The sequence below is a fragment of the Rossellomorea arthrocnemi genome, from assembly GCF_904424705.1.
Lineage (GTDB): Bacteria > Bacillota > Bacilli > Bacillales > Bacillaceae_B > Rossellomorea > Rossellomorea arthrocnemi.
The window spans coordinates 1-16,973 of record NZ_CAJGBF010000008.1; the positions used below are offsets into that span (position 1 = coordinate 1).

Annotated in this window: 15 protein-coding genes and 2 pseudogenes; 11 read left to right on the forward strand and 6 right to left on the reverse strand. The window is 40.9% G+C overall.

Features of this window, described 5'->3' with window-relative positions; translation table 11 throughout:
- Positions 1–257: 257 nt before the first annotated feature.
- Positions 258–1,544: a globin-coupled sensor protein gene (locus tag BAA9072_RS12175; protein ID WP_201714964.1), complete on the forward strand. Its 1,287-nt coding sequence runs from the start codon at positions 258–260 to the stop codon at positions 1,542–1,544.
- A 48-nt stretch (positions 1,545–1,592) separates the two neighbouring features.
- Here BAA9072_RS12175 and BAA9072_RS12180 read toward each other — a convergent pair whose 3' ends face one another.
- Entirely contained in the window at positions 1,593–1,748 is a 156-nt protein-coding gene (locus BAA9072_RS12180) for a hypothetical protein (RefSeq protein WP_201714965.1), read from the reverse strand.
- Between the two features lie 394 nt (positions 1,749–2,142).
- Here BAA9072_RS12180 and BAA9072_RS12185 point away from each other — a divergent pair, with 394 nt between their 5' ends.
- Both BAA9072_RS12185 and BAA9072_RS24605 read left to right on the forward strand, forming a co-directional pair.
- A complete protein-coding gene (locus BAA9072_RS12185; RefSeq protein ID WP_201714966.1) occupies positions 2,143–2,940 on the forward strand; it encodes a 3D domain-containing protein in 798 nt (265 codons plus the stop codon).
- 298 nt (positions 2,941–3,238) lie between these two features.
- Positions 3,239–3,799: a 3D domain-containing protein gene (locus tag BAA9072_RS24605; RefSeq protein ID WP_201714967.1), complete on the forward strand. Its 561-nt coding sequence runs from the start codon at positions 3,239–3,241 to the stop codon at positions 3,797–3,799.
- A 59-nt stretch (positions 3,800–3,858) separates the two neighbouring features.
- Here BAA9072_RS24605 and BAA9072_RS24505 read toward each other — a convergent pair whose 3' ends face one another.
- On the reverse strand, positions 3,859–3,987 hold the full coding sequence (locus BAA9072_RS24505; RefSeq protein ID WP_269139950.1) for a hypothetical protein: 129 nt from the start codon (positions 3,985–3,987) through the stop codon (positions 3,859–3,861).
- 589 nt (positions 3,988–4,576) lie between these two features.
- Here BAA9072_RS24505 and BAA9072_RS12195 point away from each other — a divergent pair.
- The 4 genes and pseudogenes from BAA9072_RS12195 to BAA9072_RS12210 all read left to right on the forward strand — a co-directional run bounded on the left by BAA9072_RS12195 (position 4,577) and on the right by BAA9072_RS12210 (position 9,605).
- Positions 4,577–6,112 carry a glycine betaine uptake BCCT transporter gene (locus BAA9072_RS12195; protein WP_201714968.1) on the forward strand — a complete coding sequence of 512 codons (1,536 nt, stop codon included), beginning with the start codon at positions 4,577–4,579 and terminating at the stop codon, positions 6,110–6,112.
- 274 nt (positions 6,113–6,386) lie between these two features.
- A pseudogene (locus BAA9072_RS24240) lies at positions 6,387–6,467 on the forward strand (YjcZ family sporulation protein); the annotation flags it as partial.
- Between the two features lie 151 nt (positions 6,468–6,618).
- Positions 6,619–7,260, forward strand: a complete 642-nt coding sequence (locus BAA9072_RS12205) for a lytic transglycosylase domain-containing protein (RefSeq protein WP_230980846.1) — start codon at positions 6,619–6,621, stop codon at positions 7,258–7,260.
- Between the two features lie 119 nt (positions 7,261–7,379).
- Positions 7,380–9,605 (forward strand): AAA domain-containing protein, encoded by a 2,226-nt coding sequence (locus tag BAA9072_RS12210; RefSeq protein WP_201714969.1) that lies wholly within the window; start codon positions 7,380–7,382, stop codon positions 9,603–9,605.
- Positions 9,606–9,656: 51 nt separating this feature from the next.
- On the opposite strand, the gene selD is transcribed toward BAA9072_RS12210, so the two are convergent.
- Positions 9,657–10,709: a selenide, water dikinase SelD gene (gene selD / locus BAA9072_RS12215; RefSeq protein WP_201714970.1), complete on the reverse strand. Its 1,053-nt coding sequence runs from the start codon at positions 10,707–10,709 to the stop codon at positions 9,657–9,659.
- Positions 10,710–10,944: 235 nt separating this feature from the next.
- Here selD and BAA9072_RS24610 point away from each other — a divergent pair.
- Positions 10,945–11,130: pseudogene (locus tag BAA9072_RS24610) on the forward strand (Rdx family protein); the annotation flags it as partial.
- Positions 11,131–11,189: 59 nt separating this feature from the next.
- Here the strand turns inward: BAA9072_RS24610 and BAA9072_RS12225 are convergent.
- Complete coding sequence (locus tag BAA9072_RS12225) at positions 11,190–11,582, reverse strand: Hsp20/alpha crystallin family protein (RefSeq protein WP_201714971.1); 393 nt, start codon at positions 11,580–11,582, stop codon at positions 11,190–11,192.
- A 101-nt stretch (positions 11,583–11,683) separates the two neighbouring features.
- Here BAA9072_RS12225 and selA point away from each other — a divergent pair, with 101 nt between their 5' ends.
- Entirely contained in the window at positions 11,684–13,087 is a 1,404-nt protein-coding gene (gene selA, locus BAA9072_RS12230) for an L-seryl-tRNA(Sec) selenium transferase (protein WP_201714972.1), read from the forward strand.
- Between the two features lie 43 nt (positions 13,088–13,130).
- Here the strand turns inward: selA and BAA9072_RS12235 are convergent, their stop codons facing one another.
- Complete coding sequence (locus BAA9072_RS12235) at positions 13,131–13,268, reverse strand: small acid-soluble spore protein P (RefSeq protein ID WP_201714973.1); 138 nt, start codon at positions 13,266–13,268, stop codon at positions 13,131–13,133.
- Between the two features lie 117 nt (positions 13,269–13,385).
- Here BAA9072_RS12235 and BAA9072_RS12240 point away from each other — a divergent pair, with 117 nt between their 5' ends.
- Positions 13,386–13,643 carry a hypothetical protein gene (locus BAA9072_RS12240; protein WP_201714974.1) on the forward strand — a complete coding sequence of 86 codons (258 nt, stop codon included), beginning with the start codon at positions 13,386–13,388 and terminating at the stop codon, positions 13,641–13,643.
- Between the two features lie 145 nt (positions 13,644–13,788).
- Here the strand turns inward: BAA9072_RS12240 and sspO are convergent, their stop codons facing one another.
- Positions 13,789–13,938, reverse strand: a complete 150-nt coding sequence (gene sspO / locus BAA9072_RS12245; RefSeq protein ID WP_201714975.1) for a small acid-soluble spore protein O — start codon at positions 13,936–13,938, stop codon at positions 13,789–13,791.
- Between the two features lie 320 nt (positions 13,939–14,258).
- Between sspO and acnA the strand changes: the two genes are divergently transcribed.
- A complete protein-coding gene (gene acnA / locus BAA9072_RS12250) occupies positions 14,259–16,970 on the forward strand; it encodes an aconitate hydratase AcnA (protein WP_201714976.1) in 2,712 nt (903 codons plus the stop codon).
- The last annotated feature ends 3 nt before the right edge of the window (positions 16,971–16,973 follow it).

Below are 16,973 nucleotides of genomic sequence, written 5' to 3' on the forward strand. Positions count from 1 at the left end.
CTTTTTGTACATATTTTGTACAACCACTGATACAATAGTAATGTGTTTAAGAGGTAAGCTCCATTATTTCTCCATCGTGTTCAGATGTTTTGAAGGTAGATAAATATCAATAGCATCAAGCAATAGAATGTTTTTAAATTTGTCCGGACAAATAGATTGTCATAGGAAAAAAGTTGGGGTAAAGTAAAGATATTGATGTTGTACAAAATTTATACATAACGCCCAAAAAATAACATTTTATCGGAGGCATCTTCATAATGGCTGTATTATTCTCAAGAAAACCTAAAATGGAACCATTAATGGTTCGCGAATCAAATGTCATTGTCCTAAAAGACAAGATACTGAATGAACGACTACATTATATGCAATTTCAGGAGCACCATTTACAGGAATTAAAAGACATTCTCCCGGTCTATGATCAATTATCTGATACTTTGCTCGATACGGTTCTCAATCACTTATACAAGCACCCCAGTTTAGTTGAGATTGCCGAGAATCATTCTAGCCGGGAGCGATTAAAGGCGGTATTCCACGATTATTTCCGATCCTTGTTTTCAGGGGAATTAAATGATGAGTATTTCTTCATGAGAGAAAGGATGGGAAAAACCCATAACCGTTTCGGGCTTACAATCGATTGGTTTATTTCGACTTACACCACGATACAACATCTTTTAATCCCAAAAATTGTCGAATTATATCAGAACGAACCTTCTAAACTCGCATCTGTTTTAGTAGCGATTGATCACGGTATCCATCTAGATGCCAGCATTGTCTCAGAATACTACATTCAGAGCAGGATGGACGAGCTTGAAAAATTGCATCAAGCAAACCAGGAACTCCAAATAGAAATGCTCAACATGAATACAGAACTCGGCTCATCCTTGAGCCAAACGGAACAAAGCCTGAACGAAACCGCTACTAAGGCAGAAAATATCCGTTCGGAATCTGAAAATACTGAAAAAAGCAGCAAAAATCTTCTCCAACTTTCTAAAATGAATAAAGTTCAGACAGATCATATGATTGACAGCTTCGGTATCATCACAGAACAAATCAATACACTACTTAAGGAAATTCAAGGTGTAAAGACCATTGCAGAACAGATCACGCCGCTTTCTAACTCAATTCAGCAAATCGCTGAGCAGACCAATCTTCTTGCCTTGAATGCTTCCATTGAAGCTGCACGGGCAGGGAACGAGGGCAGGGGATTTGCAGTGGTGGCTTCAGAGGTAAGAAAGCTTGCTGAAGATTCAAAAGAATTGAGCACGTCCATTCACCAGCTCGTGAACGAAAGCAACAAACAAATCGGCGTAGTGTCAAATCGAGTCCGCAATATGACAGACCTGACTGAGAACTCACGCAGGGAAATCGGCAATGTCCAAAGCGGGATCATGACAGTCCAGATGGAAATGGAAAACTATATGGATATGTTTAAACGCAACCAATCTGAATTAAATCATATAGTAGAAGCAATCAAGAAAATCAATCATACAACGGATGAATTGGTTCAATTCGCTTCCACAATCATTGACAAAATAAATAACTAAATATGAAAGGGAAACCGTTTTTAAGCGGTTTCCCTTTTTGTCTTTTCATTATACGATTTTGGTTTTACCACATTCCTGGCACTTCCGATAAAACTTTCCATCCAAAACCCGTGATTTGAAAATATTGTTCCCACATTCGCAGCGACCGCTATTTTCGTCGGGATCATCTTTATAAAGTACAATCATCTCTTCTTCGTTATTCATCTTCTTCCTCCAGTACAAAACCAGCCTTCTTTCAATATTATAGAGGGAAAGGATCTTTTTGTTAAGGATAAATCGCCATGATCTGCTCATTTCCCTCAAGGTTATTACTACTGAAATGTCATCCTGTCCGGTATTTTTCATCATTAAACTAAGTAGAAATCTTTTCCGGTTCATTCCATAAAAACCCTTTATATCAATAAAATTCTTTATTTATTTCCATAGTATTCCTCAATAAGATAGTTTATACAGGTAATCGCTTTCTATTACAGTGGTGAAATATTCTTGACGCACGATGTTAAAGTTCCTGTTATTGAATTGAGATTTTACTATGTTAGTATTTTCCCTGTTAGCAAAAATAAATAAATCGCTGGCTACATAAGGAGGAATTTTTTCTATGAAACTTAAAAAATCGATTATTTCTGTGGCTGCATTTACTACACTTGCAGTGTCTGGTGGAGCTAGCGCTTCAGCACAAGACATAGAAGTAAAAAAAGGCGACACATTATGGGGACTTGCACAAGAGTACGGAACATCTGTGGATCAACTTATGACATGGAATAACTTAGGTTCACACGTAATCTATCCTGACCAGGAACTGCAGGTTTCTTCAAAGGAATACTATACAGTAAAAAAAGGTGATACACTCTGGGGAATCTCTTCTTTATATGGAATTTCAGTGGACAGCCTTATAGGCTGGAATGCACTTGAAAGTGACTTGATTGTGCCTGGACAAGAATTAGTTATTAACTTAGACGATAAAGCATCTTCAGCTACTGCAAATATTTCTGAGAAAGCAGAGGCCCCTGCGCCAGAACGAGAAGCAGAAGTAGCTCCAGAAGCTGAAGCGCCTGCAGCAGAAACAGCTCAAGCCGAACCGGCAGCCAAGGAAGAAGCGGTAAAAGAAATTACAGTTGAAGCAACTGCTTACACGGCTGATTGTGAAGGGTGCTCAGGTACTACAGCGACTGGAATGAATTTAAAAGAAAATCCTGATGCGAAAGTAATTGCAGTAGATCCTGATGTCATTCCACTTGGATCTAAAGTATATGTAGAAGGGTACGGTTATGCAACTGCAGAAGATACAGGCGGAGCGATCCAGGGGAACCGTATTGATGTATTCATCCCATCAAAGGATCAAGCTGTTGATTTCGGCAGGAAAACAGTTAATGTGAAAATCCTTGAAACAAAATAATAGAATCAAAACCACTGAGTTTTCCTTCTCAGTGGTTTTTTTGTCCATTTCATTTCTGGAAAGTGGTTTCTAAAAAAATTCACCCGATATAAACCTCGTTATGTATCTACAATATTTCCCTCTTTATGAAATTCATAGGGTTCAGTGTCCTGAATTAGATTGAATAGAAGAAATATTACACGCTTGTCATCTAATTGTTATTGGTTTATTAACAGTTTGTTATGTATCTGAGGTATGTCTATGTTACTATTTCAACTGTTGGTTTCATAACCAAACACAAAAGGAGGAATTTGACAAGATGAAAAAAGTATTATTTTCCATTATTTCCTTCACAGTTTTTCTTTCAATCGGACTTCCTACTGCGTCTGCAGAAAGCGATAGCACTGCTATTAATGATTATCATAATATAGAAGAAGGCGACATTCTTTGGGAGATCGCTAATCGATACCACGTTTCGATTGACGAGGTCGGAACACGCAAACAATTGTTAGAAGATGGGTTTTCTGTGGATGAAGAAAAAGATAGGGGACAAGCAGTGAAAGGAACAAAGTCGGACGATAAGGTTGTCAAGGAACTTAACATCACAGCTACAGCTTACACGGCTCATTGTGACGGTTGTATCGGTATCACGAAGACGGGGGTAGACTTAATAGAGAACCCTGATGCCAGAGTCATTGCTGTTGATCCAAGTGTCATCCCATTAGGATCCAAGGTATATATAGAAGGGTACGGTTATGCACGTGCTGAAGATACGGGTGATGCCATAAAAGGAAACCGCATCGACATATATATGGAAAAAGAAAAAGATGCCCTTCAATATGGGGTTAGAGATGTGAAAGTTAAAATCATAAAAGAGTAGTAGCTGAGGACGCCGAAATAGGGCGTCCTTTTTCGAATCCTTATTTGGGTAGACAGTTCCTATTTTCCCTGTTTACCTTTTCCTTTTCTTGCAGAAGAAGCTACGGATTTCATTTCGATTTCTTCACCCATTTGTTGTTGTGCCAATTTTTTTACTTCTTCATGCTGTTTATGAAAATTATTTTTCATTAGATTCACTCCTTCTGTAAACTCTTCTTTTATGCTTTCCAATTAGATGGACAATACCCCAATTAATTCATGCTAAAATTCCCAATTCATTCTTTTCATCATCCCCTCCGAAAATATTCCATCTCTCTTTTTTCTTCTATGTAATACAAGAGAAAATACCACTCAAAAAAATGATATACCTTTATCCCAGTTCACTAATAACACGATTTATTTTCCAATTATTCTTAATGACAAAAGTTTTGATTAACAGGGTAATTCCATCAAAAGAAAAGGAATGAAATCGAAAAAATGACAAAGACTAATAAAAATAATGAATGGTTATTACTTGCAAAGTTAAACTTCTTTCTGATACGGTAACAAATGTTGGTTTTATAAGAGAGTGACAAGGGAATAGGTAATAAGTAATCATTCCCTCATCCTCAGAATGCACATTTTCCCATTTGCATTAACTAAAGACTCTTTCAACATGAAGGCCACTGCAGTAGGTGTACATACCACTAATAAAAACACCTCGAATCCCACTGTCGTTTCCCCTTCAGTTAAGAAAAGAGACGAAACAAAAAACTTAGAATATGGAAAGGAGAATTTTATGAAGAGAATATCAAATGTTTTCTGGATTACCGTAGTATTGGTTGCTGCTGCCGTTGCATATGGAGCAATTGCACCAAACTCATTTGAAACCGTAACAGCAAAAATGCAAACTTTTATCACTTCAACTTTTGGTTGGTATTATCTTATTTTAGTTACAGTGATTGTCATCTTCTGCGTATTCTTAATCTTTAGTCCCATTGGAACGATTCGATTAGGAAAACCGGACGAAAAACCTGAGTACACAAAAGGAACATGGTTCGCCATGTTGTTTAGTGCAGGAATGGGAATTGGTTTAGTATTCTGGGGGGCAGCCGAGCCGCTGTCTCACTATATGACACCCCCGATGGCCGAAGGGGGAACCGACCAGGCCATTAAGGAATCGATGCGTTATACATTCTTTCACTGGGGGATCCACGCATGGGGGATCTATGCAATCGTTGCTTTAGCACTTGCTTACTATAAATTCCGTAAAGATGAGCCAGGCTTAATCTCAGCCACATTGAAACCAATCTTTGGTGACAAAATGAATGGACCTCTCGGAACGATTATCGATGTTTTGGCTGTATTTGCCACGGTCGTAGGGGTAGCAACAACCCTTGGATTCGGAGCAGCGCAAATTAACGGCGGACTTTCCTACCTGCTGGGTATTCCAAATAATTTCACCGTTCAGGCTATCATCATCGGCGTTGTAACGGTGTTGTTCATGATTTCAGCGTGGTCAGGTTTAAGTAAAGGAATCAAGTACTTATCCAATACAAATATGGTACTTGCCATATTACTACTTGTATTAGTGTTCTTTATCGGACCTACCCTGCTGATCCTGAATATGTTCACGGATACGATTGGTGCTTACATTCAAAACATCGCCGCGATGAGCTTTAGAATAGCACCATTAAATGAAGAACATCGTTCATGGATCAATGGATGGACCATCTTCTACTGGGCTTGGTGGATATCCTGGTCACCATTTGTCGGGATTTTCATCGCACGTGTTTCCAGAGGGAGAACCATCCGTGAATTTTTGATAGGGGTTTTACTTTTACCAGCTCTTGTAAGCTTCATATGGTTCGCTACATTTGGTACATCCGCAATTGAGGTACAGCAAGCTGGTGCAGCTTTATCGGATCTTAAAACAGAAGAAGTTCTGTTCGCTGTCTTTAACGGATTTGAATGGTCAACGATCCTTTCTGTTATCGCCATCACATTGATCGGAACATTCTTTATTACTTCTGCTGATTCTGCTACATTCGTTTTAGGGATGCAAACCACTTATGGATCCCTCACTCCACCAAACTATGTAAAATTAACATGGGGCCTTGCACAGTCTACCGTAGCATTAATTCTACTATACAGCGGTGGGTTACAGGCTTTACAGAATGCATTGATTGTCGCAGCATTGCCGTTCTCAGTGATAATGGCACTCATGATGGTTTCACTGTACAAGTCACTGAACCAGGAGAAAAAGGAACTAGGCTTATACATTAAACCTAAGCCAAGACCGAAAAAAACAAAAGAATCCAAAGAACATATTTAAACCACTAAAGCGTCTGGAATTTCCAGGCGCTTTGTTTGTGTCTAACCCCCTTTTATCTAGACGTTTTACTCATTTTATTTTTAACCATGTACCTAAAGACCCTTTATTTATTGGGTAAACCATGCAAAATGCAGAATCAGATCCGTTAGTGTTTTATGATTTTCATTAACCTACATTTTGTCCACTACATACATTAATATCGTAGTAAGATAACTGGAGGTGACTGATGATGTATGGATATGGATACCCTGGATATGGATATGGCTGCGGTGGTGGTGGCTACGCTGGTGGTTTTGCGTTAATCGTAGTTTTATTCATCCTGTTAATTATCGTTGGAGCAGCGTTTGTTTGTTAACCATAAATAGATGATGAGTGGATGCCCCTGGAGCAGCATGTCAAAACCGCTGCTCCGGAGGCATTTTTTATTTATACATAATGGATTGCCACAAATGCTATCTCATATTAAAATACTAGGAGTATCGATAACCATGTAAAGGACAGACCCAATGACAAAAAAACAGGCCAGAAAGAAACAGTCAAGTAAAAAAAAGAGATCATCACCTCTAAAAATGGTTCTCATCCCCATCATCATTTTAGCGATTTATTATGCTGTCAATCATGGTGGCCATTCTTATAACCTCTCCTCGCTTGGACAAGAAGAGATCCCATCTAAATATATACCTATATACAAAGCAGCAGAAGACAAATACGGTGTACCTTGGTATCTATTGGCTGCCCACCACAGAGTTGAAACGAAATTCTCCACTATGAAAACTCTCGTCTCTCCTGTGGGGGCAGAGGGGCACATGCAGTTTATGCCGTGTACATTTGTAGGCTGGTCCCATCCGAGTTGCTCGGGACTAGGAAAGGGAGATATCCCTTCAGATCAAAAAACAGACCCTGCCGTCATTGAAAAATATGGTGGTTATGGCATTGATGCGAACGGGGATGGTAAGGCTGATCCATTTCAAATAGAGGATGCCGTTTTCAGTGCCGCTAATTATCTGGCGCGAAATGGTGCGGCTGACGGGAAAATCGAACAAGCCGTGTTTGCATATAATCACAGCGAGCAATATGTAGAAGACGTATTGTATTATGCTGATCGATTCGTGGAAAAAGACGAGGAACAGAAAGGAAAGCCAATGTAGTGGATGAAAAAAGAATCGTTCTTTTAATAACGATTCTTTTTTTTGAATTCCTATACACTTACCCAATAAATTGATATGATAGTGTTCTTGATTTTTTATGTATGGCAAAGGTGATCTGAATGAAGACAATCGATATGATAGAAGAGTGGAAAAATGCTCTGGATTTGGAAATTCTACAATTGAAAAAACGAGAAACCTCTGGAATTTCAATAGAAGAGGGGAGATGCATAAGAAAAGAGGAAGGTGCCTATATTTATTGGTTTACCCTTCACTACCCTGCTTCTTTTCCGGAGGGGGGGACCGTTATATATAAGCGAAAGCAATCCTCGATCCCTGGTATGGTGATTAGTTCAGAAGATCGTGAATGTACACTTGAGTTTGATCAGTTCCTTGGGGATACCATTACTTTTGGCCAGATCCTTCATGAGCCATGGGAAATCCTCGAGAAGCTCATGGAACGATTGGAAGAAGCCAAGGAACGTCATGGGAAAACAAATCGCATTCAGAAGGTAATGTTCCCGTACATGGATAAAAGCCATCCCGAATCTGATTACAAAACACCATTGCACGAAGCATATGTCAGAAGCAAATATAATCCCGTAACGTACCTGTGGGGACCACCGGGAACAGGAAAGACCTATACACTCGCACGAGTGGCGGCTTATCATTATTCAGAAGGAAAGAAGGTGCTTCTTCTCTCTCATAGTAATGCAGCAGTGGATGTATTAATAGAAGAAATGCACCATTTTCTCGGCAGCCATGACCGGTGGATACGGGGAGAAGTCATTAGGTACGGTGCAAGCAGAAAAAACTATCGTGCAGATGTCACGGATTTAAGTATTCTTCAATTACTGGAGCAACAGGATCCAACTCTATCCGAGGAAAAAGGAAAGGTAGAGATTTACAGGAAAAAGCTGAAAAAAAAGTTATCCAAAACCTATTCAGCATATGACTCGGAACGATTGTCACAGCTTGAGGTCCACTATCAAAAAATTAAAGAGAAGTTTAAAAGAAGGGAAGGGGAACTGGTTTCTGAAGCTAAAGTGATTGGTACGACACTTTCTAAAGCTGCCATTGATCGACTCATTTATGAAGGTGAATTCGACCTTGTGATTGTAGATGAAGCGAGTATGGCGTATGTCCCTCAAATAGCCTTCGCTGCATCCCTTGGAAAAAAGATCATCATCTGCGGAGATTTCAAACAGCTCCCACCCATTGCAACTTCCTTTCATCCTCTAGTAGCCAAATGGTTAAAGGAAGACATCTTCCATTCTGCCGGTGTGGCAGGGGCGGTTGAGAAAGGGTTGGATCACCCACATCTCTTATTACTCCCTGAACAGCGACGTATGCACCCCAGTATTTCAGCATTTACCAATCAATATATTTACCATTCAAGGGTGGGTGATCATCATTCAGTTGAAACGATTCGTAGGGACATCACGAATCGTAACCCTTTTCCCTCACATGGTGCGGTATTATTTTCATTGACAGAAGGGACGGTGTGGGCAGAAACCCATAAAGGATCAAGATGGAATGCGTTATCCAGTTTAGTTACGATCCAACTGATTCTCCAAGCAATGGATGATGGTTTGAATTCAATCGGAATTGTGACTCCGTATCGAGTGCAGGGGAAATGGTATAATCTTTTACTGGATGAATTGATAAAGAGGGATGATCCCGAAGCTGATATATATGCCGCCACGGTTCACGGCTTTCAAGGATCTGAAAATGACATGATCCTGTTTGATCTTGTTGATGGAGTTTCACATGGCAAGCCTGGGACGTTACTTACCCGAAAGGGAAGCGATCGGCTTATCAATGTTGCCATTACCCGGGCCAGGGGGAAGTTCATTCTGATTGGAAATGATCAATTTATCCAAGAAAAGACCCATACGTCCACACCTGTGCATCAATTCATTTCCTACCTTCAACAAGAAGGGCATAAGGAAACCATCGATTCACTACTTCCTGCTTCTACAAAGAAAATGAAATGGGTCCGAACCAACGACTATCAGAAGCTGGAGAAAGATTTTAATGCGGCTAAAAACCAAATTATTGTGAATGTCCATGACCTAAAAGATATCCCACTACATTTGGTGAATGCATTGATATCTGCTTCAAAGGATAAGAGTGTGGTCATCCATTGTCGATACGGTACTATTTCACAACCAGCGTCTAAAATCGTGATGAAGAATTCGATGACAGCGATTCCCTTTATTGCACTAGATGAAAAGGTAATTTGGTTTAACTCTTTTCCAAAGATTGAGGACCCATTCCCTTTCCAGGTGAGAATTTTATCCAAAAAAATAACCGGCCAATTCTTCAAATTGATTGAAGAAAAATGAATGGTGATCCCCTTTGAACTGCTTAGTTCTCTAAAAGGGATCACAGTTTTTTTATTTTTCTACTGAGATACTCCAGTTTTGTGGCGATTGAACGCTTCCAATGATATTGGCGGAGATGGAGTGATGTTGAAGTTCCTCTATATATCTTTCCCCTTCTGACATGGGCAGGCTGGCGAGCAAACCTCCTGAAGTGATCGCATCGCATAGAATCCATCGATCTTCCTGTGAAAGGCTCGAATCATAATACACTTTTTCCTCAAGCCATGTGTGGTTCGCTTTCGATCCACCTGGAATGACTCCTTGAGCTGCTAATCCTTTCGTCCCTTCTAACAGAGGGATTGATGCGTAAGAGAATTCTATTGATACGTTACTGCCTTTTGCCATTTCATATGCATGACCCATCAATCCGAAACCTGTTACATCTGTTACGGCATTCGGATGAAATGTTTGCAGAACTTCCGCAGCCGTTTTATTTAACATGCTCATAACTTTGATAACGGTGGATTCCTGGGCGGAAGTCACTGCCTGACGCTTGATCCCTGTCGTCAGAATCCCTACACCCAATGGTTTTGTCAAGACAATGACGTCTCCTTCTTGTGCTCCTGTATTGGTCCAATATTTTTTCGGATGAACAATCCCAGTCACACTCAGACCAAATTTAGGCTCTTGGTCGTCGATGGAGTGCCCCCCTACTGTCACGGCACCCGCTTCAAGTACTTTGCTTTGTGCCCCTCGGAGGATGGCCGCAAGTATCTTGCTTCCAAGCTTTTGAATGGGAAAGCCAACAATGTTTAAAACCGTTTTCGGTGTTCCACCCATTGCATACACGTCACTCAAAGCATTCGCAGCCGCAATTTGCCCGAATTGGTAAGGGTCGTCCACAATCGGAGTAAAATAATCCACCGTTTGTACCATGGCAAGATCATCTGTGAGCTGAAAGATTCCACCATCATCCGATGATTCGTTCCCTACTAATAATTCTTTCGTAAATGGTTGAGGAGGTAGCTGACGCAAAACTTGCGTCAAGTCACTAGGACTGAGTTTGCAGCCTCAGCCAGCTTTTGTAGAAAGTTCTGTTAAGCGGATTATCTCTTCCTTACTCATTCACTTCACCTCTTTATGTATGAATAATCTCATTGTACAGGATAAAAATACAATTGAGCAAAGGAGAGGTGGGGAGAAACTTAAAATGACTAGAGATCTGATTATTTGCACATGCCTTTTTTCTATTATAGTATGAAAACACACAGTGAAAGCAATTTATCATGAAGGGAGGAAAATGTTTATGAATAAAGTGAAAATGACGATTGAATTCTGCATGATGTGAAACTATGCACCCAAGGCCGCGAGTTTCGCGGAACAGCTATTCAATCATTTCAGGTCCGATATTAAGGAACTGACGTTAGTACCGTCTTCTGGAGGGGCATTCGAAATTACAGTAGAGGGAAAAAAGATTTACTCCAAACTCGATACAGGCGTTTTTCCTGATATCAACCGGATCATTCCAATCATTGAATCCTTATAAATGCGTAAAAGGTCGCTAGCTCAGAAACTAATGACCTTTTCTTCTATTTAAAAGTACCGTTATTCATTTGACAATCCCTGAACTCGAATCACGAAGGATGAGGGGATGGAACATTCCTTTTTAGGAACATTGATTTCAATTGTATGATGCTCAATGGAATAAGTGATGGCTCGTTGCTTTAAACAGAAAGGAAAACAAATGGAGCGTTTTCTTACCTTATTTTCGTCTTTAAGCACGATCGATACCACCAATTGAGTATCTTTCTTCATAATAATCAATTCTTCGGGACAAATATTTTCTGTCTCGATTTCCACTATGAACGATTCAGTCGTATCAAGAAAATCCACACGAAATTCCTGTTCATCTAGTTGTACCGTAGCAGGATCCAATAGCCAATCCTTCATACTCTTCTCCCAGTTCTCTAAATAAAAGTCCTCCTTATCCTTACTCATTCACTTCTGACCCCCAACTGCGTCTTTTACATATTGTATTCGTTCTAATATAAATGGTGAGGGTGTTATAATTAAGGAAAAGAAAGAAGGGGGTACAACTTATGGATCATCTTGTTAGAAACATTCCATCCATTCACAAACTGCAGCAAACCACCCATTTCCATACTTTCCTCCACCGTCACAACCTTTCGATGGAGAGAGGGACGGACCTCCTGAGAAAGGCGATGTCATTTTATCGGAAATCCATTTTAAATAAAGAGTGGGAGGGACCTCATCCTTCATCGGAAGAATTCATTGTAGAGGTCTTTGCCCGAGCGGAAGAATTGGTGTACAAACTCGCTTCCCCTTCACTTCGCAGGATCATAAATGCCACAGGGACCATCTTACATACGAATCTGGGACGGGCGCGATTAAGTAAGGAGGCGATTAACCATGTAATATCGGCAGCTTGTCATTACAGCAATCTGGAGTACAACATTATAGATGGAGTCAGGGGTTCAAGACATAGTCATGCCGAGAAGTTCATCTGTGAGTTGACAGGGGCGGAAGAGGCCATGGTTGTAAATAATAATGCAGCAGCGGTATTTATTATCCTTTCTTCACTCGCCAAACGTAAAGAAGTGATTGTTTCACGGGGAGAACTGGTGGAGATTGGCGGCTCATTTCGGATTTCCTCTATCATGGAAGAAAGCGGGGCTATCCTTCGTGAGATAGGGACCACAAACAAGACACATATAAGGGACTATGAGGAAGCGGTGCAAGAAGAGACAGGCATGATTATGAAAGTTCATCAAAGCAATTTCATTATGAAAGGTTTTACCGCCTCCGCTTCTACGAATGAGCTGGTGGCATTATCCAGGCTGCATCCCGGTGTCCTTTATTACGAAGATTTAGGAAGCGGGGCACTATTCAACTTCACCCGCTTGGGGATCGGAAATGAGCCTGTTGTTAAAACAGTCCTGGCCAAAGGGGTGGACCTTGTCTCATTCAGTGGAGACAAATTGTTAGGTGGACCTCAGGCCGGCATCATTGCAGGAAAAAAGCAATGGGTCGAGCAGTTAAAAAAACATCAGCTGGCACGTGTACTCCGCGTCGACAAAATGACACTGGCAGCGCTTGAAATGACTCTCCTGCAATACATCAAAGGAGAGGAACAAGCAAAAAACCCAACCATTGAAGCCATCACCAGAACCAAAGAAGAAATTCTGGTTCAGTCCCGGCAATTCGCAGAGGAGGTCCAAGCACTTGGGAGTGGATACTCATCAGCCATTGTGGAAGGGAAGAGTCAGATTGGAGGTGGGACGATGCCGGAAGTTGAATTGGATACATTCACCATTTCTATCAATCATGATTCATTTTCTCCTGAGGAACTTCATGAGAAGCTGAGAAAGGGGAGCCCCTCGATCCTTACAAGAATTCAAGACGGGGTAGTCCTTTTTGATTTGCGGGTCGTGTCAAGGGATGAACAGAAGGTAATCGTCCAAGCATTTAAAACCATGCATTAAAAGAAGTGCAGGCAAAATAGCGCCAGCACTCCCTATTTTCATATTACATATCGTGATGACTATTGTTTTTTTGCCGTGTATGGTTATGGTTCTTCACCTTATGTGATCCACTTAAAGGCTCCGGTTGTCCTGATTGTTTCGGAGCATTTTTACGCATATCTTTACCATCGTTTTTGTTCATGAATCATCCCTCCTCTCCTTTATAATGCTATGTTAATGACCAGTTTATTCACACGTATGGGTTTCATCGATTATGGTTATACTAAAAAAGCTAATTTCTAATCAAGGAGAGATCATCATGCCTTATCATAAAAACAAACAGCAAGCGTACCAAGCCGCTGAACAAAGCGTTACCGACGTACAGAATACAATTCATGAACTGGTATTGGATGGAGGAAGCTACGGGTCACAACTGGCTCATCTGAAGAATGAAGTAAATGAAGCGTATCAACAAATAGAAAATGCACTGGAAGTGGCATCAGATACTCAACGTGCTCAACTTCAACAATTCAAATCCGATCTTTCTTCCATCGTAAACGAAGTGAATGAACAATAGGGGTAACCATAATAAAACCCACCCGGCAGAATTTTAAGCCGGATGGGTTTTGTTTTTGTGGAAAAAGGGTAGGGAGAATAGAGGAAAGAGGGAAGGGACCATACCCGCCCTCGTCTGGACAACTGCCATAGCCCCCCTTCACCTTTTACTGATTGGTTTTGCGTTTTTTATTAAACTGACGTTGTGCTGCGGTCAGCGGTTCATTTGAATACTCTTCATTGTAACCGGCACCCTGGCCTTGTGCTTTCGCTGCATTCATTCCATTTATAACATGGTTCGCTTTACGTTTCGCCAATGTAGAACACCTCCATAAAGATAGAATGCCACTATCAGTGACTGTCTATTAAAGGAAAAGGCTAACAGATTTATTTTTTCAAAATAATGTTTAATGTCAACTGACACGATTTGACAAGGGGGAAAATGTTGTTATACCACTATTTTTCTAGAAACCAAAAGGAGTTTATCCATTTAGATAAGTAAAACTTATCAAAAACAATAACTTTATTGTTATTTACTTATGTAATCGCTTGTATTAAGATGTAAATGTGAGAAAAGTTCGTTTAGAACGAAAACTTTTCGACTTATTGTTTGATGTAGTTTAGAGGGGGAATCGAAATGGCAAAGAACGATGTATTTAATGCACGATCTTCTTTCGAACTAGAAGGAAAACGTTATCATTATTATCGTTTAAAAGCGCTTGAAGAAGCAGGAGTAACAAAAATTAACCGCTTACCTTACAGTGTGAAGGTATTGCTCGAATCAGTACTTCGTCAATTTGACGGACGTGTGATTAACAAAGATCATGTTGAAAATCTGGCAAACTGGGGATCCACTGAAGTAAAGGATGCAGAAGTTCCTTTCAAACCGTCACGTGTCATCCTTCAGGATTTCACCGGTGTTCCGGCTGTAGTTGATTTAGCATCTCTACGTAAAGCAATGGCTGATATCGGTGGAGATCCACAAAAGATCAATCCTGAAATCCCGGTTGACCTTGTAATCGACCACTCTGTACAGGTTGATAAATACGGTACGGCCAATGCACTGCAAGCCAATATGGACCTTGAATTTGAACGCAATGCTGAACGTTATCAGTTCCTTAGCTGGGCTCAAAAAGCATTTGAAAATTATCGTGCTGTCCCGCCTGCAACAGGTATCGTTCACCAGGTAAACTTAGAATATTTGGCAAACGTCGTTCATGCTGTGGAAACAACAGAAGGCGATTTTGAAACATATCCTGATACATTGGTTGGTACTGACTCTCATACAACGATGATCAATGGTATCGGTGTACTTGGCTGGGGTGTAGGCGGTATTGAAGCAGAAGCTGGAATGCTCGGTCAGCCTTCATACTTCCCGATCCCTGAAGTTATCGGGGTAAAAATGACTGGTGAGCTTCCTAATGGAGCTACTGCTACCGACTTAGCCCTTAAAGTGACACAAGTACTGCGTCAAAAAGGTGTTGTAGGGAAATTTGTTGAGTACTTCGGTACTGGTGTGGCAACATTACCACTTGCTGACCGTGCAACAATTGCCAACATGGCTCCAGAATACGGTGCAACGTGTGGATTCTTCCCGGTTGATTCAGAGTCACTGGATTATCTTCGTCTGACTGGCCGTGATGAAACACATATCAACATGGTTGAAGAATATTTAAAGAAAAATGAAATGTTCTTCACTCCGGAAAAAGAAGAACCAACGTACACAGATGTAGTGGAAATCGATCTGTCAGCAGTGGAACCAAACCTTTCAGGACCAAAACGTCCACAGGATTTAATTCCTCTTTCTGATATGAAAGAAGCTTTCCATAAGTCCATCACAGCTAAAGAAGGCGTTCAAGGCTTTGGGCTGGATGCATCTGAAATCAACAAAACCGCCAAGTATACAACAGAAGATGGTAAAGATGTTGAGATGCCAACTGGTGCTATCGGAATTGCCGCCATCACGTCTTGCACAAACACATCAAATCCATATGTTATGTTAGGTGCCGGTTTAGTTGCGAAAAAAGCAGTGGAACTTGGAATGAATGTTCCTGATTATGTCAAAACATCTCTAGCACCGGGTTCTAAAGTTGTAACTGGTTACCTAAGAGATTCCGGTCTTCTTTCTTACCTGGAAGATATCGGATTCAACCTTGTCGGGTATGGTTGTACGACTTGTATCGGTAACTCGGGACCACTTCGTCCTGAAATTGAAAAGGCTGTATCGGATGCGGATTTACTGTTAACATCCGTCCTATCAGGTAACCGTAACTTTGAAGGTCGTATACATCCGCTTGTGAAAGCAAACTACCTTGCTTCCCCACCTCTTGTTGTTGCTTATGCACTGGCAGGGACTGTGGACATCGATCTTCAAAAAGAATCCCTAGGTAAGGACAAAGATGGAAATGATGTTTTCTTCAAAGATATCTGGCCTTCACAGGATGAAGTGAAGGATGCTGTGAAATCAACCGTTACTCCTGAATTATTCCGTAGAGAATATGAGCACGTTTTCTCTGAAAACGAGCGTTGGAATGAAATTAAAACAAGTAACGAGCCACTTTACAGCTTCGATGAAAATTCGACTTACATCCAAAATCCAACGTTCTTTACAGGACTTGCGACAACGCCTGAAGACATCCAAGGCTTGAACGGACTTCGAGTTGTTGGTAAATTTGGAGATTCCGTCACGACTGACCATATTTCACCAGCAGGTGCAATCGGTAAAGATACACCCGCAGGGAAATATCTTCGTGCAAACAATGTAGAGCCTCGTGACTTTAACTCTTACGGTTCCCGTCGCGGAAACCATGAGGTGATGATGCGCGGTACGTTTGCAAATATCCGAATCCGTAACCAGATTGCTCCAGGTACTGAAGGTGGTTTCACTACTTACTGGCCTGAAGATGAAGTAATGCCAATGTACGATGCATGCATGAAATATCAGCAAGACGGTACTGGATTAGTTGTTCTGGCAGGAAAAGATTACGGTATGGGATCTTCTCGTGACTGGGCAGCAAAAGGTACGAATCTTCTTGGTATCAAGACTGTCATCGCTGAAAGCTATGAGCGTATTCACCGTTCAAACCTTGTGATGATGGGTGTTCTCCCGCTTCAATTCAAGAAGGGTGACAGCGCCGAATCTTTAGGATTGACAGGGAGAGAAACGATTTCTGTCAATGTAACAAATGAAGTAAAACCTCGTGATATCTTAACAGTCACAGCTATTGCTGAAGACGGATCGAAAACAGAATTCGACGTATTGGCTCGTTTTGATTCCGATGTAGAAGTGGACTACTACCGCCATGGCGGCATTCTACAAATGGTACTACGTAATAAATTACAAGCATAATAT